16 protein-coding genes and 1 tRNA gene are annotated in these 20,003 nt (G+C 61.1%); 10 read left to right on the forward strand and 7 right to left on the reverse strand.

Features of this window, described 5'->3' with window-relative positions; genetic code table 11:
* Window positions 1-72: 72 nt before the first annotated feature.
* The 8 genes from pal to serA all read left to right on the forward strand — a co-directional run bounded on the left by pal (window position 73) and on the right by serA (window position 11,546).
* Window positions 73-606, forward strand: a complete 534-nt coding sequence (pal, locus tag A7X77_RS13245; RefSeq protein WP_064683354.1) for a peptidoglycan-associated lipoprotein Pal — start codon at window positions 73-75, stop codon at window positions 604-606.
* Between the two features lie 159 nt (window positions 607-765).
* Window positions 766-1,755 carry a tol-pal system protein YbgF gene (ybgF, locus tag A7X77_RS13250; protein ID WP_064683355.1) on the forward strand — a complete coding sequence of 330 codons (990 nt, stop codon included), beginning with the start codon at window positions 766-768 and terminating at the stop codon, window positions 1,753-1,755.
* An 11-nt stretch (window positions 1,756-1,766) separates the two neighbouring features.
* On the forward strand, window positions 1,767-3,269 hold the full coding sequence (gene tilS / locus A7X77_RS13255) for a tRNA lysidine(34) synthetase TilS (RefSeq protein ID WP_064683356.1): 1,503 nt from the start codon (window positions 1,767-1,769) through the stop codon (window positions 3,267-3,269).
* Between the two features lie 96 nt (window positions 3,270-3,365).
* Window positions 3,366-5,297, forward strand: a complete 1,932-nt coding sequence (gene ftsH, locus A7X77_RS13260) for an ATP-dependent zinc metalloprotease FtsH (protein ID WP_038691074.1) — start codon at window positions 3,366-3,368, stop codon at window positions 5,295-5,297.
* Between the two features lie 242 nt (window positions 5,298-5,539).
* Window positions 5,540-6,892, forward strand: coding sequence for a phosphoglucosamine mutase (glmM, locus tag A7X77_RS13265; RefSeq protein WP_064683357.1), 1,353 nt, complete (start codon window positions 5,540-5,542; stop codon window positions 6,890-6,892).
* Window positions 6,893-7,671: 779 nt separating this feature from the next.
* Complete coding sequence (locus A7X77_RS13270; protein ID WP_064683358.1) at window positions 7,672-8,508, forward strand: outer membrane protein; 837 nt, start codon at window positions 7,672-7,674, stop codon at window positions 8,506-8,508.
* 186 nt (window positions 8,509-8,694) lie between these two features.
* Complete coding sequence (locus A7X77_RS13275; protein ID WP_064683359.1) at window positions 8,695-9,873, forward strand: phosphoserine transaminase; 1,179 nt, start codon at window positions 8,695-8,697, stop codon at window positions 9,871-9,873.
* A gap of 77 nt (window positions 9,874-9,950) precedes the next feature.
* Complete coding sequence (gene serA / locus A7X77_RS13280; protein ID WP_064683360.1) at window positions 9,951-11,546, forward strand: phosphoglycerate dehydrogenase; 1,596 nt, start codon at window positions 9,951-9,953, stop codon at window positions 11,544-11,546.
* A gap of 80 nt (window positions 11,547-11,626) precedes the next feature.
* On the opposite strand, the gene A7X77_RS13285 is transcribed toward serA, so the two are convergent.
* Window positions 11,627-11,893, reverse strand: coding sequence for a hypothetical protein (locus A7X77_RS13285; RefSeq protein ID WP_064683361.1), 267 nt, complete (start codon window positions 11,891-11,893; stop codon window positions 11,627-11,629).
* A gap of 497 nt (window positions 11,894-12,390) precedes the next feature.
* Between A7X77_RS13285 and mnmA the strand changes: the two genes are divergently transcribed.
* Both mnmA and A7X77_RS13295 read left to right on the forward strand, forming a co-directional pair.
* On the forward strand, window positions 12,391-13,590 hold the full coding sequence (gene mnmA, locus A7X77_RS13290) for a tRNA 2-thiouridine(34) synthase MnmA (RefSeq protein WP_064683362.1): 1,200 nt from the start codon (window positions 12,391-12,393) through the stop codon (window positions 13,588-13,590).
* Window positions 13,591-13,726: 136 nt separating this feature from the next.
* A tRNA-Met gene (locus tag A7X77_RS13295) sits at window positions 13,727-13,803 on the forward strand.
* Window positions 13,804-14,216: 413 nt separating this feature from the next.
* Here the strand turns inward: A7X77_RS13295 and A7X77_RS13300 are convergent.
* The 6 genes from A7X77_RS13300 to A7X77_RS13325 all read right to left on the reverse strand — a co-directional run bounded on the left by A7X77_RS13300 (window position 14,217) and on the right by A7X77_RS13325 (window position 19,918).
* Entirely contained in the window at window positions 14,217-15,044 is an 828-nt protein-coding gene (locus A7X77_RS13300; RefSeq protein ID WP_064683363.1) for a VCBS domain-containing protein, read from the reverse strand.
* Window positions 15,045-15,351: 307 nt separating this feature from the next.
* Entirely contained in the window at window positions 15,352-16,068 is a 717-nt protein-coding gene (locus tag A7X77_RS13305) for an ABC transporter ATP-binding protein (RefSeq protein ID WP_064683364.1), read from the reverse strand.
* Complete coding sequence (locus tag A7X77_RS13310; protein WP_064683365.1) at window positions 16,049-16,813, reverse strand: ABC transporter ATP-binding protein; 765 nt, start codon at window positions 16,811-16,813, stop codon at window positions 16,049-16,051. Before A7X77_RS13310 ends, A7X77_RS13305 begins: the two co-directional genes overlap by 20 nt.
* Window positions 16,810-17,814: a branched-chain amino acid ABC transporter permease gene (locus A7X77_RS13315; RefSeq protein ID WP_064683366.1), complete on the reverse strand. Its 1,005-nt coding sequence runs from the start codon at window positions 17,812-17,814 to the stop codon at window positions 16,810-16,812. The genes A7X77_RS13310 and A7X77_RS13315 overlap by 4 nt, the downstream gene beginning before the upstream one ends.
* A gap of 1 nt (window position 17,815) precedes the next feature.
* On the reverse strand, window positions 17,816-18,679 hold the full coding sequence (locus tag A7X77_RS13320; RefSeq protein WP_064683367.1) for a branched-chain amino acid ABC transporter permease: 864 nt from the start codon (window positions 18,677-18,679) through the stop codon (window positions 17,816-17,818).
* A gap of 66 nt (window positions 18,680-18,745) precedes the next feature.
* Entirely contained in the window at window positions 18,746-19,918 is a 1,173-nt protein-coding gene (locus A7X77_RS13325; RefSeq protein WP_064683368.1) for an ABC transporter substrate-binding protein, read from the reverse strand.
* Between the last annotated feature and the right edge of the window lie 85 nt (window positions 19,919-20,003).

Raw genomic sequence — 20,003 nt, forward strand, 5'->3', positions numbered from 1 at the left:
ATAATCTTTGAGGGGCGGTTAACCGAGTGCGGTTACTGTCCGGAAACCCTGAAATCGCAAGGAGACCCGGCCATGAGCCGAATTCACACCCCGGCAATGAGCCGCATGCAGAATTTCGCCCGAAACCCCGTCATGATCGCGCTTCTGGCCGGTCTCGCGCTTGCAAGCTGCGCAAAGAAGCCGCCGAACAGCGCTGGTGAGCTCGGCCTCGGCGCCGGCGCGGGTGGTGCCGCAACGCCGGGTTCGGCCCAGGACTTCACGGTCAATGTCGGCGACCGCATCTTCTTCGATACCGACTCCTCGTCGATCCGTGCCGATGCCTCGCAGACGCTCGACCGTCAGGCGCAGTGGCTCGCCCGTTATCCGAACTACCAGATCACTGTCGAAGGTCATGCCGACGAACGCGGCACGCGCGAATACAACCTCGCGCTCGGCGCCCGCCGTGCCGCTGCCGCCAAGGATTACCTCGCTTCGCGCGGTGTTCCGGCGCAGCGCATGAAGACGATCTCCTACGGCAAGGAACGTCCGGTCGCCGTCTGCGACGATATTTCCTGCTGGTCGCAGAACCGCCGCGCGGTCACCGTGCTCGGCGGCGCCGGCATGTAATTTGCCGACATAATTCGTTTTCTAAAGGCGGTCCCATCAGGGGCCGCCTTTTCTTTTTGACCACACTTTGGCCAGACTCCGTTGCTTTTTGACAGCAATTGGAAAAATCTCCTGTTCGTGCCTCAAGGCGCGAAGAATCACTGGGACAGGACGATACATATGAAGAAACTTGTCGTGGCAGGCATGCTGTGCCTCGCGGCTGTGACCGGGAGTGAGCGGGTGGCCTATTCGGCCTCGTTCTTCGGGCTGCATCTCGGCGGCCGATCCGCGGAGAACCAAGCGGCAGCGCCCGTTGTCAAGGTGCAGAGCGGCGACGCCGAGATTCGCGTGCAGCAGCTCGAAGAGCAGCTGCGGCAGCTGAACGGCCGGATCGAGGAGATGAGCTTCCAGCTGCTGCAGATGCAGGAGACGATCCGCAAGCAGCAGGAAGATAATGAATTCCGCTTCCAGCAGCTCGAAAAGACCGGTGCCGGCAGCGGTGGCGCCAAGGCTCCTGTCAAGAAGAGCGAGACTGATGCCGCTCCGGCAGCGTCCGGCGGGGACGATGTGGCCAGGGTGATCCAAGCACCGCAGGGAGCCGAAACGGCTCCCTCCACCGATGTGCCCGATAATACCGGCCTCGGCCAGCCGCCGAAGCAGCTTGGCTCGATCGACTTCGATCAGAACGGCAACCCGATCGGCGGAACCGTCGACGAAAATGCCACCATCGGGTCCGGTCCGATTCCCGATGCCAGTGGCCGCACACCGCAGCAGACGGCATCGCTCGGCAGTGAGGCGGATCAATACAAGGCGGCGTACGGCCACGTTCTTTCCGGCGATTACGGCACGGCAGAGCAGGAATTCAACCAGTACATTGCCCGTTACCCGAGCAGCGCGCGGGCGGCCGATGCCAATTTCTGGCTCGGCGAAGCGCTCTATTCGCAGGGTAAATATAACGAGGCTGCCAAGACTTTCCTCAACGCGCATCAGAAATACGGCAGCTCGGAAAAGGCGCCGGAAATGCTGCTGAAACTCGGCATGTCGCTTGCTGCCCTCGATAATAAGGAGACGGCCTGCGCGACGTTGCGCGAAGTCTCGAAGCGCTATCCGAAGGCGTCACGCGCCGTCATAAGCAAGGTTGCGAGCGAACAGAAACGCCTCGCCTGCTAAGGTCTTCCGGAATGTCTCCGGAAGCCGCATCGCCTCGACAGGCAATCCTCCAGTTTCTCGAATCGCTTCAAAGTCCTGCGCGCATTCTCGTCGCGATCTCGGGCGGCAGCGATTCCACCGGCCTGCTTCTCCTTCTCGACGACGCCGTCAAGGCCGCGCCTCATCTCAAGTTTTCACTCTGTGCTGCCACCGTCGATCACGGGCTGCGGGCCGGCTCCGCGGACGAAGCGCAACAGGTAGCCGCGCTCTGTGCATCGCTCGGCATTCCCCACATCATCGCAGCCTGGCAGGGCGAAAAGCCGAAAACCGGCATCATGGCCGCGGCCCGCGAGGCGCGCTACGACCTCTTGGCGGAATCGGCGGAAAGGCTCGGCGCCAATCTCATCGTCACCGGCCATACGGTCGATGATCAGCGCGAAACATTGCAGATGCGCGGCAGGCGAACGGAACAGCTTTCATCAGGTATCGCCGATGCGGTGCTCTTCGACCGGCGGTTCTGGATCTTGCGGCCGCTTCTCTTTTCCAGCCGGGGAGATATCCGCGCTTTGCTCAAAGATCAGGGTGTTTCGTGGATCGACGACCCCAGCAATGAGGATGTGAATTACGAGCGCGTGCGGGTGCGCCGGCAGTTATCTGCGGATCCTGTGATGGAGACGGATATTCGCGCGGCCTGGGAAACACGGCTGGCGTTGTCTGTGCGCGCCGCCGAATGGCTGGATCGCCATTTCAGACTTCATGGCGGCCTGCTTGGGCATGTGGCGCCGGATGGGTTGCGGCAGGATCGCGCCGTTCTGGACTATGCGCTCGGCCGCCTGACGGCCGTCTTCGGCGGACAGCCATTCGTGCCGGGGAGGGTGCAGATGGAGCGCCTTCTCTCATTTGTCACTGGCGGGGAACCGGGGCGGATGACTGTCGGTCGAGTGGTGTTCGATTGCAGGCGTGATGGGCTTTATCTCTCGCGGGAGAACCGGGGGATCGTACCGATGATTTTGCAGCCGGGAGAGGCGGGGGTGTGGGATGGACGGTTTTATGCGAGCAACGGGTTGGTCGCTCCGATCAAAGTCGAAGCGGCTGCTACACGCTCCCCCTCATTCCTGTGGCCTCAGGGCTTTGCCCGAGTGATGTCACAGGAAGCCAATGCGCCCAAGTCCTTGGGCGCGGAAGACTTTCTTCCGCTGTATACGGAGTCATTCACCGCGCGGACGCGCGGTGGCTGGATTCCTGTGACATCACTCGGGCAAAGCCCTGAGGCCACAGGAATGAGGGAGAATATGAGGCACCTGCCCAAGTCCGCATGGAAACGCGCCGTCGCATCGGCGCCCGTGCTATCGTCACATGAGCCCCCCTTACCTCCGGAATCTGTCGCAGCAATTCATCTGGTGCCCTATTTCGCACCCTTCGACCGCTTTTTGACACGATTTGATTTCATCTTTGCCGACAGGCTTTCGGCGGTTTTCGCGATGGCGCCCTATGCGGGACTGCCTTTTAGAAGTATTGACGGAAAAACCATCTGACCTGGGGGATTGCCTTGGCAACAGCACGGCGCAACCCTATGTTAGAATGAATAAGACGGTCGCCATGAGGCGGCTGTTCCAGTGCTGGGGAGTTCAATGAACCCTAACTTACGTAATTTTGCCTTGTGGGCGATCATCGCGCTTCTGCTGATCGCCCTGTTCAGTATGTTTCAGACGGCGCCGGCGCAGACGGGCTCCCGCGAAATCCCTTATTCGCAGTTTCTGCGTGAGGTCGATGCGGGCCGGGTGAAGGATGTCGTGGTCACGGGCAACCGTGTTTCCGGAAGCTATGTTGAAAACGGCACCACCTTTCAGACCTACTCCCCCGTAATCGACGACAGCCTGCTGGATCGCCTGCAGCAGAAGAATGTCCTGGTTTCCGCCCGTCCGGAAACGGACGGTTCCTCGGGGTTTCTGAGCTATCTCGGCACGCTCTTGCCGATGCTTCTCATTCTCGGCGTCTGGCTGTTCTTCATGCGGCAGATGCAAGGTGGCTCGCGCGGCGCGATGGGCTTCGGCAAGTCCAAGGCCAAGCTTCTGACCGAAGCGCATGGCCGCGTGACCTTCGATGATGTCGCCGGCGTCGACGAGGCCAAGCAGGATCTCGAAGAAATCGTCGAATTCCTGCGTGATCCGCAGAAATTCCAGCGTCTCGGCGGCAAGATCCCGCGCGGCGTGCTGCTCGTCGGCCCTCCGGGTACCGGCAAGACGCTGCTCGCCCGCTCGGTCGCCGGTGAAGCCAATGTGCCGTTCTTCACGATTTCCGGTTCCGACTTCGTCGAAATGTTCGTCGGCGTCGGCGCAAGCCGGGTCCGCGACATGTTCGAACAGGCGAAGAAGAATGCGCCCTGCATCATCTTCATCGACGAAATCGATGCGGTCGGCCGCCATCGTGGCGCCGGTCTCGGCGGCGGCAACGACGAGCGCGAGCAGACGTTGAATCAGCTGCTGGTCGAAATGGACGGCTTCGAGGCGAATGAAGGCGTGATCCTGATCGCCGCCACCAACCGCCCCGACGTTCTCGATCCGGCGCTGCTGCGTCCCGGCCGTTTCGACCGTCAGGTCGTGGTGCCGAACCCGGACATCGTCGGGCGCGAGCGCATTCTCAAGGTGCATGCCCGCAATGTGCCGCTGGCGCCGAATGTCGATCTCAAGGTTCTCGCCCGCGGCACGCCCGGTTTCTCCGGCGCCGACCTGATGAACCTCGTCAACGAAGCCGCCCTGATGGCCGCCCGCCGCAACAAGCGTGTCGTCACCATGCAGGAATTCGAGGACGCCAAGGACAAGATCATGATGGGCGCCGAGCGCCGTTCCTCGGCGATGACCGAGGCGGAGAAGAAGCTCACCGCCTATCACGAAGCCGGCCACGCCATCACCGCGCTGAACGTTGCCGTCGCCGATCCGCTGCACAAGGCGACGATCATTCCGCGCGGCCGTGCGCTCGGCATGGTCATGCAGCTTCCCGAGGGCGACCGCTACTCGATGAGCTACAAGTGGATGGTGTCGCGCCTCTGCATCATGATGGGCGGTCGTGTTGCCGAAGAACTCACCTTCGGCAAAGAGAACATCACTTCGGGCGCCTCCTCCGACATCGAGCAGGCGACCAAGCTTGCCCGCGCCATGGTCACGCAGTGGGGCTTCTCCGATCAACTCGGCCAGGTCGCCTACGGCGAAAACCAGCAGGAGGTCTTCCTCGGCCACTCGGTCTCGCAGTCGAAGAATGTGTCGGAAGCAACCGCGCAGAAGATCGACAATGAAGTGCGCCGCCTGATCGACGAAGCCTATACCCAGGCCCGTACGATTCTGACGGAAAAGCACGATGAATTCGTCGCTCTCGCCGAAGGCCTGCTGGAATATGAGACGCTGACCGGCGAAGAGATCAAGGCGCTGATTCGCGGCGAGAAGCCGTCTCGCGATCTCGGCGACGACTCACCGCCGAGCCGTGGCTCGGCCGTGCCGAAGGCCGGCGCGCGGCCCGCTACCAAGGGCGACGAGCCCGAGGCCGGCCTTGAACCGCAGCCGCATTGAGCCGCCAGCGCCATCTTGAACAAGGCCGGATTTCCCAAGCGGGAGATCCGGCCTTTTCTATTGGTAACGGGATATAATCATTTTTCTTGCTAATTTACGTGCCGATCGCCGCATTTTGTGGCATTCCGCTGAATTGAGGCAAGCATGAATCACGCTCCTGGATCGACGACATTCCATTGAAGCCGGATTCGCTTGGAACGGTGCGCTGCCTTGAATGGCGCGCGGAAAGTGCAGGAGTGTAGATGAAAAGACGCTATTTCGGGACCGACGGCATTCGCGGCCAATCCAATGTCTTCCCGATGACACCGGATCTCGCCATGCGGGTCGGCATCGCCGCCGGCACGATCTTCCGCCGCGGCAACCATCGCCATCGCGTCGTCATCGGCAAGGACACGCGCCTTTCCGGCTATATGCTCGAAAACGCCATGGTCGCAGGCTTCACCGCCGCCGGCCTCGATGCCTTCATTCTCGGCCCGATCCCGACGCCTGCCGTCGCCATGCTGACCCGTTCGCTGCGCTGCGATATCGGCGTGATGATCTCAGCTTCGCACAATCCTTACGAGGATAACGGCATCAAGCTGTTTGGCCCCGACGGCTATAAGCTGTCCGACGACATCGAGGCCGAGATCGAGGATTTGCTCGAAAAGGATCTGAGCACCCAGCTCGCCAAGTCCGATGACATCGGCCGCGCCAAGCGCGTCGACGGCGTACATGACCGCTATATCGAACACGCCAAGCGCACGCTGCCGCGCGACGTGACCCTGCAGGGCCTGCGGATCGCCATCGACTGCGCCAACGGCGCCGCCTATAAGGTGGCGCCTGCCGTGCTCTGGGAGCTCGGCGCCGACGTCGTCACCATCGGCAACGAGCCGAACGGCACCAATATCAATCTCAATTGCGGCTCCACCAGCCCGGTCGCGCTGCAGAAGAAGGTCGACGAGGTGCGTGCTGATATCGGCATCGCGCTCGATGGCGATGCCGATCGCGTCATTATCATCGATGAGAATGGTTCGATCGTCGACGGCGATCAGCTGATGGCCGTCATTGCCGAGAGCTGGGCCGAGAGCCAGCAACTGCGTGGCAATGGCATCGTCGCCACTGTCATGTCCAACCTCGGCCTCGAGCGTTTTCTCGACGAGCGCGGCATGGCGCTCGCCCGCACCAAGGTCGGCGACCGTTATGTTGTCGAGCATATGCGCCAGCACAATTACAATGTCGGCGGCGAGCAGTCGGGCCATATCGTGCTGTCGGATTACGGCACGACGGGCGACGGCCTGGTTGCCGCTCTGCAGATCCTTGCCGCCGTCAAACGCACCGGCAGGACCGTCAGCGAGGTCTGCCGCCGCTTCGAGCCGGTGCCGCAGCTGCTGCGCAATGTCCGCATCAGCGGCGGCAAGCCGCTGGAGGATATTCAGGTGCAGAAGGCGATCGCCGATGCCGAAGCCGAGCTTGCTAAGACCGGCCGGCTGGTCATCCGCCCCTCCGGCACCGAGCCGCTGATCCGCGTCATGGCCGAGGGCGACGATCGCGCCCAGATCGAGCGCATCGTCAACGAGTTGATCGGCACGATTTCAAACGTCCGTACCGCTGCCTGATTTTTTGATGGCAGATCGGGTTCGGCGGCAAGCTTGGCGACATGGTTGGGCGTTTGGGCTGATGCTCAGAGAATGAGCGAGGCCCTCTCTTCGCCCTCATCCTGAGGTGCCCCTCAGGACGAGGGCTAATGGCATGCCGTGCGGCTGATGGGCTGGTCGGCGTGCTTTGCTTGTGAAGCTTCGTTCGACGCTACGCTCTACGGCAGAAAATCTAGCGCAAGTACCAGCCCATCCACCCTTCACGCTGGCGGCGAGTTTGGCGAGAATGCCAACCACACTCTCCGTTATCCCAGGCCTTGAGCCTGGGATCCATGCGGCGGCTGCTGATGGATGCGGCGTGGATGCTCGGCTCAAGGCCGAGCATGACGGAGGGCGGGGTAGGCAGGAGAGACCATTCATAGCGCAGACGCCGTGTCAGCGATGCATCCGCTAGCGAAACCAGACAATGCCAGTCACGGCCTAAACTGACTTGGTGAGCGTTGGTGGGGCGAACGTCCTCGCCAATATATCACCGCTGGTGATGATCATATGCCGTGTCGCGGCTGCGCGAAGATTTCGGGAAGAGCTGGTGCGCTATCCAGCCAAATCGCCTCGTCAGATCATGACTTCAAAAGGCGTTTACTGCGGCAATCCATGCTCGTCAGGCGGAATCTCCAAGATCTACGGTAAATAATCGTGGTTAAGCAGCTTTTAACGTTTCCGGTTCATTATCCATACGAAGCGTATCAGATTGGCGGCGACTTGAGCCTGCCGATGTAACGGATTTTGGAGTGGGATCCATGAAAAGAAGCTTGTCCGGCATCTTCGCGGCATTGTTGATCGCGACAAATGCCTATTCCGCGGACTTCGCTCCGGCCGAGCCCATCCCGGAGCAGCCGCCCGAGGTGACGGTCAGTGAAGCGACGGGCTGGTACCTGCGCGGCGATGTCGGTTATGCCTTTACCGATCTGCGCGGCGCCCGTTATTTCCAGGGCAGCAATGCTACCGAAGTCGATTTCGACGATGCTGACCTTGACGACGCATGGACGATCGGCGGCGGTGTCGGTTACCAGATCAACAGCTACCTGCGTACCGATCTGACCTTCGACTATCTCACACAGGCTGATTTCCGCGGCTCGACGGTCGGGCAGTGCGGCTTCCCGCTGGTGGATTGCACCTCGCGCGACCGCTCGTCGCTGACCGCCTACACGCTGCTGGCCAACGCCTATGTCGATCTCGGCACCTATGGCTATGTAACGCCTTATGTCGGCGCCGGTATCGGCGGTTCCTACGTGAAATGGAAGAACCTGCGCAACGTCGCCTGTGCCGATGACGGCAGCTTCTGCGACGACGAGGTCACCCATGGCGGCAAGGGCAACTGGCGCTTCACCTACGCCCTGATGGCCGGTGCCTCGGTCGACGTCACCTGCAACTTCAAGGCCGATGTCGGCTACCGATACCTGCATATCGATGGCGGCAACATGTTCGGCTATGCCGAAAATGGCGGTCCGGGCCGCGACAAGGGCCTCAGCGCCCATGAAGTCCGCGTCGGTGGCCGCTACCTCTTCGGCGGATGCGCCCAGGCGAGCTACGAACCGCCGCCGGAAATTCCGCTGCAGCAGCCAGTCTACAAGTAAATCCAATCTCCTGCATCAGAAAGCCGTCCGACCTCCGGGCGGCTTTTTTCATTTTGACGACCTCTCTGCGTCAAAATATCTTCCGCTTGCGACATTTCGATCTTGACTGTGAAGCCTCCGATCCATACACACGGCGGCGGGACACCCTTCCCCAACGAAGGGCTTTCTATCTGAGAGGATAGCATCATGGCGAAGACCGCAAAGCCGGACATCCGTCCGTACAATACCCATTTTTCTTCTGGCCCCTGCTCGAAGCGCCCCGGTTGGTCGCTCGAAGCCCTTTCCGACGCGGCTCTCGGCCGTTCGCACCGCGCCAAGGTCGGCAAGGCCAAGCTCAAGCAGGCCATCGACCTTACCCGCGAAATTCTCGAAGTGCCGGCGGATTACCGCATCGGCATCGTTCCGGCCTCCGACACCGGCGCCGTCGAAATGGCGCTATGGTCGCTGCTCGGCGAACGCGGTGTCGACATGCTCGCCTGGGAAAGCTTCGGCGCCGGCTGGGTCACCGATGTCGTCAAACAGCTGAAGCTCAAGGATGTGCGCAGGCTCGAAGCCGTTTACGGCGAGCTTCCCGATCTCTCGGCTGTCGATTTCGACCGTGACGTCGTCTTCACCTGGAACGGCACCACATCAGGTGTGCGCGTGCCGAACGGCGATTTCATTCCCGCCGACCGCAAGGGCCTGACGATCTGCGACGCCACCTCGGCCGCTTTCGCCCAGCAACTCGATTTCGCAAAGCTCGATGTCGTCACCTTCTCCTGGCAGAAGGTTCTGGGCGGCGAGGGCGCGCACGGCGTCATCATTCTTTCGCCGCGCGCCGTCGAGCGCCTCACAACCTATACGCCGGCCTGGCCGCTGCCGAAGATCTTCCGCATGACCTCGGGCGGCAAGCTGACGGAAGGCATCTTCCAGGGCGAGACGATCAACACGCCTTCGATGCTCTGCGTCGAGGACTACATCGATGCGCTGCTCTGGGCCAAAGAGCTTGGCGGTCTCAAGGCGCTGATCGCGCGGGCCGATGCCAATGCCAAGGTCATCCACGATTTCGTCGCGGCGAACGACTGGATCGCCAATCTCGCCGTCAAGGTGGAAACGGCCTCCAACACCTCCGTCTGCCTGAAAATCGTCGACAGGGACATCACGGCGCTTGACGACGATGGCCAGGCGAATTTCGCCAAGGGTCTGGTCGGCCTGCTGGAAAAGGAAGGTGTAGCCTATGACATCGGCCATTACCGCGACGCGCCGTCGGGTCTGCGCATCTGGGCGGGTGCGACGATCGAGGCATCCGACATGCAGAAGCTGATGCCCTGGCTTTCCTGGGCCTTCGAAACGCAGAAGGCGCAGCTCTCTCAGGCCGCTGCTTAATGTGATCGCATCCGGCTCCGCCACAGGGCGGAGCCCCTGATTTCATCCATCGCTGAACATTTTTGAAGGAGTCCCTCATGGCACCTCGCGTTCTCGTATCCGACGAATTGTCGGAAACCGCCGTCCAGATCTTCCGCGACCGCGGCGTCGAAGTCGATTTCGAACCGCAGCTCGGCAAGGACAAGGACCGTCTGCTCGAAGTCATCGGCAAATATGATGGCCTGGCCATCCGTTCCGCCACCAAGGTGACTGAAAAGATCATCGAAGGGGCGAAGAACCTCAAGGTCGTCGGCCGCGCCGGCATCGGCGTCGACAATGTCGATATTCCGGCCGCCTCCCGCCGCGGCATCATCGTCATGAACACGCCCTTCGGCAATTCGATCACGACGGCCGAACACGCGATCGCGCTGATGTTCGCTGTCGCTCGCCAGCTTCCGGCAGCCGATACCTCGACGCAGGCCGGCAAATGGGAGAAGTCGAAATTCATGGGTGTCGAGATCACCGGCAAGACGCTCGGCGTCATCGGCGCCGGCAATATCGGTTCGATCGTCTGCGCCCGCGCCATCGGCCTCAAGATGCATGTCGTCGCCTATGACCCGTTCCTCTCCAAGGAGCGCGCCGAGGAAATGGGAGTCACCAAGGTTGAGCTGGACGAGCTTTTCGCCCGCGCCGATTTCATCACGCTACACGTGCCGATGACCGACAAGACGCGCGGCATCCTCAACAAGGAAGCGCTCGCGAAGACCAAGCCGGGCGTGCGCATCATCAATTGCGCCCGTGGCGGACTGGTCGATGAAGCGGCTCTCGCCGAGGCCATCAAGTCCGGCCACGTCGCCGGTGCCGCCTTCGACGTGTTCGAGGTCGAGCCCGCCAAGGAAAGCCCGCTCTTCGGTCTGCCGAACGTCGTCTGCACGCCGCATCTCGGCGCTTCGACGACCGAGGCGCAGGAAAACGTCGCTCTGCAGGTGGCCGAACAGATGTCGGACTATCTCGTCAAGGGCGCGGTCTCCAACGCCATCAACATGCCGTCGATCACCGCGGAAGAAGCGCCGATCCTGAAGCCTTTCATCCGTCTTGCCGACGTTCTCGGCGCCTTCGTCGGCCAGGTCACCGAAGAGCCGATCAAGGAAATCGAGATCCTTTATGACGGCGTCACCGCCAACATGAACACGCGGGCACTGACGAGCGCGGTGCTCGCCGGTCTCATTCGCCCGCAGGTCGCCGACGTCAACATGGTTTCGGCGCCGATCATGATCAAGGAAAAAGGCATCGTGCTTTCCGAGGTCAAGCGCGATAAGACGGGCGTGTTCGACGGCTATATCAAGCTTACGGTGACGACCGAGAGCATGACGCGTTCAATCGCCGGCACGGTGTTTTCGGACGGCAAGCCGCGCTTCATCCAGATAAAGGGTATCAATCTCGATGCCGATGTCGGCTCGCACATGATCTACATCACCAATACCGACGTCCCTGGCATGATCGGCTTCATCGGCACGACGCTCGGTGCTGCCGGCGTCAACATCGCCAACTTCCAGCTCGGTCGCGACAAGCAGGGCGGCGACGCCATCGCGCTGCTCTATGTCGACGGCGAGGTGGAGGACGGCGTGCTCGAACGGCTGACAGCGCACCAAGCAATCCGCCAGGCAAAGCTGCTGACATTCAACATAGACTGAGCTTCCTTCCTCCCAAGGAAACAGGAAAACCCGGCGCCGGAAACGGCGCCGGGTTTTCTGCGTCAGCAATGGGTATATTTTCAGTGAGGCAAGCGCTTGCGGCGGACGATCTTGCCGAAACGGGCTCTATCGTCCTCAGCCTTGGTGCGATGAAGGAAGGCGCGCCTGCTGCCTTCGAGACCCTGGAAGAATTCGTCCCAGGAAATCTCCTCCTGCGTTTCCGAGGAAAAATCGACGCGGACGGTTTCGCTGTCGCTCGCGTCCTTGATGCGGGCGGGATGGCCGCCTCGCTCTTCGATCCAGTGTCTGATCCTGTTGTAATCCGCCGTCGTGCCGAACCTGGCCATGAAACCCTCCGCAGCATACGATTGCGACATTGATCACCCCAAACGCATGATCGAAAGAATAGTTCCATAGGGCGATAATTATTTGCTCGACGATTTCCGGTTGAGCCGGCTGCTCAAGCATTCGTTATTTTGAGAACAGCGGTCGGAGCGGCATAATTCGCATTGGCTGGAAGGAGGATGTATATGAAACGCTATTCATGCTCGATAATCGGACTGGCGCTCATGACCGCCGTCATCGCCAATCCAGGCATCGCATTCGCCTGCAACAAGCTGATCGGCACCTGAGCCGCACCCCCGCTTTCAAGGCGTGGCTTCGGCCGCGCCTTCCTTTCTGACTGGCGAAACGATCGGCCGCCCGAACGCCGCCTCTTGCGTCCCGATACAATCCTTTCTATATCGATCGCTTATCGAAAGGCGGCCGATCCCGCCCCATACAGCAATCCGCCGCAATTGCAGCGCAAGGGCGGATGATGAGCGCGCAGAATTTGGCACCACCGTTGAACACACTGGATTTTGACAAGAAGCCGGAAGAGACCCGCGTCGTCGTCGCCATGTCGGGCGGCGTCGATTCCTCCGTCGTGGCCGGCCTTCTCAAACAGCAGGGTTACGACGTGCTCGGGATTACGCTGCAGCTTTACGACCATGGCGCCGCCGTTCATCGCGCCGGGTCCTGCTGCGCCGGTCAGGATATCGACGATGCGCGCCGCGTCTGCGAGACGCTCGGCATTCCGCATTATGTGCTCGATTACGAGAAGCGCTTTCGCGAGACGGTGATCAATCCCTTCGCCGAAAGCTATGTGGCCGGCGAAACGCCGATCCCCTGCGTCTCCTGCAACCAGACCGTCAAGTTCGCCGATCTCCTGGCGACCGCCAAGGAGCTCGGCGCCGATGCGCTGGCGACCGGCCATTATATCCGGTCGCGGCCGAACCCTTCGCCCGAACATCCCGGCCGCCGTGCGCTGTTCCGTCCGGCCGACGCCGACCGCGACCAGAGCTATTTCCTGTTCGCCACGACGCAGGAGCAGATCGATTATCTGCGCTTTCCGCTCGGCGGTCTGCCGAAGGCCGAGACCCGCCGGCTTGCCGAAAAGATGGGCCTCGTCGTCGCCAAGAAGGCCGACAGCCAGGACATCTGCTTTGTGCCGCAGGGCAAATATTCCGATATCATCACCAAGCTGAAGCCGAATGCGGCGCTTGCCGGCGAGATCGTCCATCTCGACGGCCGCGTTTTGGGAACGCACGAAGGCATACTGCACTTCACCATCGGCCAGCGCCGCGGCATCGGCATCGCCACCGGCGAGCCGCTCTACGTCGTCTATCTCGATGCCCGCTCGCGCCGCGTCATCGTTGGGCCGAAGGAGGCGCTGGAAACACACCGCGTCTATCTGCGCGACGTCAACTGGCTGGGCGACGAGACGCTTGCGGAAGCAGCGTCCGGCGAAGGCTTCGCCTGTTACGCCAAGGTCCGCTCGACCAGGGCGCCGGCACCGTCCGTGCTGCATGTCGATTCCACCGGCACCTATGTCGATCTAACGGTCGGCGAGGCTGGTATCGCACCCGGCCAGGCCTGCGCGCTCTATTCCGCGCCCGGCGACGACGCCCGCGTCTTCGGCGGCGGCTTCATCGAGCGCTCCGAGCGCGAACCCTCGGCCGAGGCCTCGCTCAAGGCGCTGCTTGCCAGCCCCGTCGCGGCTTGAAACCCTCAGGAAACGACCGCCAACAAAGCCGGGCGTTTTTCTCCATCATGCGCTTGACACAAAGCCGAAGCGCACCTTATAAGCCGCTCATCCCACGAGCCCGCAGCGCTTCGCGAGCAGGTATCGGTTGACCAGTGGCGGAGTAGCTCAGTAGGTCAGAGCAGAGGAATCATAATCCTTGTGTCGGGGGTTCAAATCCCTCCTCCGCTACCATCTCTTCCTTGCAGAATTTGCGATTCTGGCGGCTCGATTTGAGCCGGTTCCGACGGCCGCGGTAGTGCGTCCCTCCGCGGAAAGACGCGGCGACAGGACCATAATCGCTGACGCCGAGGCCAGCACTATCTGTAGAGCATAAAATGCAATATCGGCATTTTCATCGCCCAAAGATAGGATGCCGCAGCGATAATAATTGCCCATAAGGCCAGCGAGAACATGACCGCGACTAACCTGATTCCCATTGACTGCATTATTTCCTCCATCCCAGAATAACCGTCCCTCCTCGGACGATCTATTGCTAGCAGGGCGCAGGTCGGTCAGCTATCGCAAGAAATTGCTACTGGATCGTCGCTGCTGCGCACGCTCGGAAAGAGGCAATGTTTGGCGATGCGCGCCCTTTTCCACTTCTCTCAAACGACAAAGTGGAAGTTGTCGTACTGCGCGCCATAATAGTCGGGGCCGCTCGTTTCGGTGATGACGGGCTCGGTGTCGAGCACGAGGTAGTCGATCTGGCCATAGGCGCTGAGATCAATCACTTGCGGGTCATGAATGCTGTCGGCGGTCACGTCGACCGTAACCAGGAACACGGTATCGCCGTTCAGCCTACCTTCGATCGTCAGAACGTTGTCATAGTCTGATGTGCCATTTGCCACGCTGAATTGCTCGATCTGAAAGCGGCCCCCATCGGCGGCCTGGATGGGTGTCCAGAAGGCGCCGCCTGACAGAAAATGGTTGCCGTCGGCTTCCTTTTGTATCGCTGCATCGTCACCATCGTACCAGGCGCCCCAATCGAAGCCCTTGTAGCCTGTAGGGAAATCATATTTGCCGACATCCTCGAAATTGACGAAGATGTCGCCACGCTCCGGCAGATCGACAGCGATATTGAGCAAGCCGAAGTCGGTAGCGCCTTTGCCGTCCGAGATCTTGAAATTGAACTGATCGAGGAGTTGATCTCCCGGGCCGAGCGCCAATACCACCGGATTGGAGTGATCGAGTTCATAGGTGTAGTAGCCGTCGGAATAGACGGTCAGCGTGCCGTATTTTCCCTCGATCGTCGTCGTCGTGGCCGGTCCGTCCGGATTGGCCGGTTGCGGAATTCGCTGCCCGTTCACGAAGTTGAGACGCAGAAGATCTCCGTCGGCATCCGTGGAACCGTCCAGGATGTTGCCGTCAACCGGCTTGTCGATGTCGAAAATGGGCTGGTATACGTCCGCTGCGACCGGCTTGTGGTTTGCCATTTCTACCTCCCGTCTGAAATTCTGTTTAAACATGCAACCCTATCGGGTGCTTGGCAACGAAATTTTGCCGAGCGTCAGATCAATTCAGCCTGTCATATCCGGCCGGCACAATTTGTCTGTAGCTCAAGGATCCAAGTAAAGGGACTGACGCCGGCGTCTATTCCCTTAGAAATGAATATTTATGACCTGTCTTACGCTGATGTCGCTTTGGAGAATGCGGCATTTTCTGCCAGCAGAAGTATTTCCGGCCAGTATTAATGCCAGTCAAATGATGATGTCATCATGACGATATACGGCATTGATTGCTTCAATGCAGGCCGCCCACTCCGAGCAGGCTCTCGACGGCTTCGTGGTCCTTGGATAGGTCTGCCGGCGTTCCCATCCAGGCCAGCCGCCCTCGTTCGAGAATGACGACCTGGTCGGCGAAATCGAGCGCGCTCTGAATCCGTTGCTCGACAAGAAGGATGGTCATGTCGCCTGACTGTGCGAGATCGGCGAAGGCTGCCATCAGTTCCTCGCAGATAACGGGGGCGAGCCCCTCCAGCGGTTCGTCGAGCAGCAGCACGGACGGGCGGCCGAGAATGGTTCGGGCGGTCGAAAGCATTTGCTGCTCGCCGCCGGAGAGCTGGTTGCCGAGGTTGCGGCGGCGCTCCTTCATGCGCGGGAACAGTGCATAGGCTTCCTCCAGCGCCGTTTTCGGCCGCGCCTTCAAGCCGACGAAAAGGTTCTCTTCGACGGTCAACGTCGGAAACACGCAACGTGTCTGCGGCACATAGCCGAGACCCTTATGCGCGCGTGTTGCGCTTGGTGCTGTTGTGACGTCCGTATCGCCAAGTTTGATGCGGCCCTCGTAGCGTCGGGTCTGGCCGGCGAGCGTCGCCAGCAGCGTCGTCTTGCCCATGCCGTTGCGGCCGAGCACGGCAAGCCTTGCGCCTGCCGGCACGGACAAGGAAATGCCTTCCAACACCCGCGTCGGCCCGTATCCGGCCGACAGATTTTCGACCTCAAGCGACAGGGCTGGCATTAGCATAACTCCCGAGATAGGCCTCGCGCACACGCGCATCCCTGGTGACATCTTCAGGCCGGCCGTCAAAGATGATCGCGCCGGCGGCCAGCACGATGACGCGTTTGGCAAAACGAAAAACAAGATCCATGTCGTGTTCGATCATCAGCACGGCGAGATCGGCGGGCAGATCGGCCAGCGCTTGTTCGATGCGGCCGGTATCGCTCTGCGGCACGCCGGCTGCCGGTTCGTCGAGCAGCAGCACTTTCGGCTTCAGCGCCAGTGCGACGGCGAGCTCGAGAAGCCGCTGTTGCCCATAGGCAATCTCGCTGACCTTGCGATGCATCAGCGGCGTCAGTCCGAGTTTTCCCAGGAGGTCGTCGATCTCGGCCATGACATCGGGCATCGAGAGGAAGTTTCCGAACATGTTCCAAGTCTTTCCGTCCCGCTGAAGGACAGCGAGCCCGACATGTTCGGCGGGCGTCATGTCCTGGAAAAGCCGTGTCACCTGAAAGGAGCGGACGAGGCCGCGTTTGACCCTGCCGATCGCATTGACCGCCGTCACCGTTTCGCCGCCAAGGCGGACCTCGCCGGAATCGGGAGGGAGATTGCCGGTGACGAGGTTGACGAAGGTGGTCTTGCCGGCGCCGTTCGGACCGATCAGCGCGACGCGGTCGCCGGCGGCCATCGCCAGCGAAACGTCGTTGGTGACGGCAAGGCCACCGAAGGCTTTCCGGAGATTGGCGACTTCGAAGACATGGCTCATGAGCGCTGCTCCCTGCGGCGGTCAATGAAATTTGCGGCCGTTCCGTAAAGCCCTTTCGGCGCGAAGAGCACGACGGCGATCAAGAGCGCCCCGACCATGGTGAGCCAATGGAAGGGATTGGCGGCCGAGACATAGTCCTCGAAGAGCATGAAGATGATCGTGCCGGAGAGCGCCCCGAAGAGAGAGCCGGTGCCGCCGAGCACGAGCATGACGAGCGCCTCCGCCGACTGCGTGAAGGACAGGCTGTCCAGACCGACGACCTGCGTCGAGATCGCGTTCAAGGCGCCGCCAACCCCGGCAACCGCGCCCGAGATGGCGTACATCCTGATGAGCGCGCCCTTCGGCGAACCGCCCATGGCGCGGATACGCAACGGGTCCTGCTTGATGGCGCGGCAGAGCATGCCGAAGGGGGAGCGCACCAGCAATCTCAGCAGCACGAAGACAACAAGCAGCAGCGCCATTCCGAAAAAGAAGGCGGTGCGGCCATAAAGATCGAATTCAAAAAAGCCGAGGACCGGGTCGGGCGCGATGCCGGAAAGTCCATCACTGCCTCCTGTCCATGAGGAGGCCTTGTTGGCGAATTCGTGGAAGAGGTGGATGAGGGCAATCGACAGCACGAGCTGCGGCAGGCCATGCGCGCGCAGAATGATCGCGCCACTGAGCAGCCCGGAAGCTACGCCGCCGGCAATGCCGGCAAGCAGCATCAGCAGCGGATCATTGATGCCGTAATGCGCCGACAGGATGCCGGCGGCATAGGCGCCGGAGCCGAACAGGGCAGCATGGCCGAGCGTCGCAACGCCGCAATAACCGGTCACAAGATCGAGCGAGAGCACGAGCAGCGCGATGGTGATCATCCGCGTCAGAAGCGCGAGATTATCAGGGAAAGCGAAATAGCCGATGGCGGCAACGGCGACGATCACCATGATGCCGGCGAGATCGCGGCTGATAAAACCGCGCCGCTGCTGGAGACGTCCGTTTTCGTTGTTCATCACCAGCGCCATCTCACTTCGCCCTCCCGGCAAGGCCGCGCGGGAAAATGCAGATGATCGCGATCACGGCGAGATAGAAGAAGAATTCCCCGAACTCCGGCATCAGATAGCGGCCCGTCGTATCGATCGCGCCGAGCAGCAGGCAGGCGATCAGCGCGCCGGGAATGGAGCCGGCGCCGCCGACGGAGACGACGACCAGGAAGGTCACCATGTAGCGCAGCGCATAATAGGGCTCGACCGGCAAGAGTTCGGCGCCGACCACGCCGCCGAAGGCGGTAAGCCCGACGGCGATGGCAAAGCTCACCGCATAGATGATCTCGGTGCGCACGCCGAGGGCTGCCGCCATCGCTGCATCGTCCACGGAGGCGCGCAGCTTGACGCCAAAGCTGGTCCTTTCGATCGCGAACCAGAGCGCCAGCGCCACGGCGAGGCCGCACAGGATGGCGAAAAGCCGGTGAACGGGGATGGTGCGAAAGCCGAGATCGGCCGAACCCTGCAGCGCCGCGGCAAGCGGTATGGTCTTCAGCGTTGGTCCCATCAGGTAATTGGCGATGCCGATGATGCAGAAAGTGATGCCGATCGTCATCAGCACCTGGGTCAGTTCCGGCGCGCCGTAGATCCGGCGATAGAGGAAGCGCTCGAGAGGGATTGCAATGATGATCGTAGCGACCACGGCAGCGATGACTGCCATGGCATAACCGAGGCCGAGGTCACGTGCGGCATAGGAGGCGATGTAGCCTCCGATCATGGCGAAGGCGCCGTGCGCGAGGTTGACGACGCGCATCAGCCCCATGGTGACGGAAAGGCCGATCGAGATCACGAAGAGCACCATGCCATAGGCTAGCGCGTCGACGGCTATGCTGAAGACTGTCTGCATGGAACTACCTGTTTCGATCCGACGGACCTGGGATTCCAAGTCCGCCGCATGTTCTGACGCCGGATGTTACTTGGCCGCTGCCAAGCCCGGATCGCCCTGCTTCTCGAAGGTCTGGACCTCCTTGTTGATGTAGGTCCCGTCGTCGGCCTTGGCGACTTCGCGCAGATAGATGTTCTGCGTGATGTGGCGGCTTTCTGGATCGATCGAAACCGGGCCACGCGGGCTCACCCAGGCAAGGCCCTTCACCGCATCGACAGCCTTTTCAGCATCCTGTTTCCCGCCCGTCGCCTCGATCATCTTATAGATGACATACATGCCGTCATAGGCGCTGACTGCGGGGAAGGAGAGTTCGGCCTTGTTGCCGATCGCCTTGGTGGCCGCCTCGACGAAAGCCTTGTTCTCGGGAGAATCGTGCGACACGGCATAGTGGAAGGTGGTCTGGATGCCGAGTGCGGCGTCACCCAGCGCCGGCAGGTCGGATTCCTGCGTCAGGTCGCCCGGTGCGAAGAACTTGATGCCGGCGGCCTTCAAACCGTTTTCGTTGTAAGCCTTGACGAAGCCGAGCGTCGTCGGTCCCGACGGCAGGAAGGCGAAGACGCCCTCAGCGCCGGAATCCTTGATACGCTGCATGATCGGGCTGAAGTCGTTGGTCGCAAGCGGCATGCGGATCGCCTCGACCACCTGGCCGCCGGCCTTTTCAAAGCCGGTCTTGAAGGCATTTTCGGCATCGACGCCCGGGCCGTAATCGCTGACGACCGAGATCACCTTCTTGACGCCGGCGTCGAAGGCGACTTTTGCGATCGGCGTCGAGGTCTGCCAGGTGGTAAACGAGGTGCGCACGACGAGCGGGCTCTTGGTGACGATCGCCGAGGTCGCGGCATTCATGACGACCATCGGCACATTGCCCTGCTTGAGGATCGGCGTCACCGCCATGGCATCTGGCGTGAAATAAAAGCCGGCAAGATACTGGACCTTTTCCTTGACGATCAGTTCCTGGGCAAGCGCCTTGGATTGGGCAGGATCGGCCTGCGGCACGTCGCGATAAACGATCTCGACGGTGTCGTTGCCGACCTTGCTGCCATTGGCCGCCATATAGGCGTCGATGCCGGCCTTGAAGTTTTTGCCCTGAAGCGCGAACGGACCGGAGAACGGGCCGATGACTCCGACCTTGATCGTGTCGGCATAGGCGCTCGTGCCTATGACGATGGCCGCAGCGGCGGCCAGAAACAGCTTCCTCATTTTTCTCTCTCCCTTTTCGGCGTACTCCGGCGCCGTATTGAATTTCAGGTTAGCTTGTCATGCGAAATGGTGATGTAAAATGAAA

Source organism: Rhizobium bangladeshense, assembly GCF_001662075.1.
Classification (GTDB): domain Bacteria; phylum Pseudomonadota; class Alphaproteobacteria; order Rhizobiales; family Rhizobiaceae; genus Rhizobium; species Rhizobium bangladeshense_B.